The 434-nt window shown below is 71.4% G+C and carries 1 protein-coding gene; it reads left to right on the top strand.

Translation table 11 applies throughout. The annotated features are described in order from the left end of the window. Positions 1-143: 143 nt before the first annotated feature. Positions 144-434, top strand: a 291-nt coding sequence (locus tag TW83_RS17080) for a hypothetical protein (protein ID WP_052714963.1), incomplete at its 3' end; no start/stop codon positions are given.

Here is a 434-nt window from a genome sequence, read left to right as displayed (position 1 = left end):
CAGAAGATCGTCCGTCGTCATCGCCGCCTTGTCCCGCTTTGCGCGAGACACTGGACCAGCCACCGCCGGGGGGCAACCCCGTCGACCTTGTGCCATGGGCCGGCAAGGCGTAACCTGGCGCGATCCCGCGTGGAGGTCCCGTCATGTCCATCCTGTCCCGCCGCACCGTCCTGATGGGCGCCGCGGCCGTGATGCTGCCCCTGGGGGTGCGGGCTGCGCCGCCGTCGGGCTGGCGGCTGATGATGGTCGAATCGCCCGCCTGCCACCATTGCCGCGCCTGGCATGCGCAGATCGGGCCGGGCTATGCGACCTCGGCCGCGGGGCGGGCCGCGCCGATCCTGCATGTCGACGTGGATGGCCCCTATCCCGATGGGCTGGCACTGGCACGGCGACCCTGGATCACGCCCACCTTCGTGCTGCTGTCGGACGGATCC

Source organism: Paracoccus sp. S4493 (assembly GCF_000967735.1).
GTDB classification, from domain to species: domain Bacteria; phylum Pseudomonadota; class Alphaproteobacteria; order Rhodobacterales; family Rhodobacteraceae; genus Paracoccus; species Paracoccus marcusii.
This window is presented reverse-complemented; position numbering and strand designations above follow the sequence as displayed.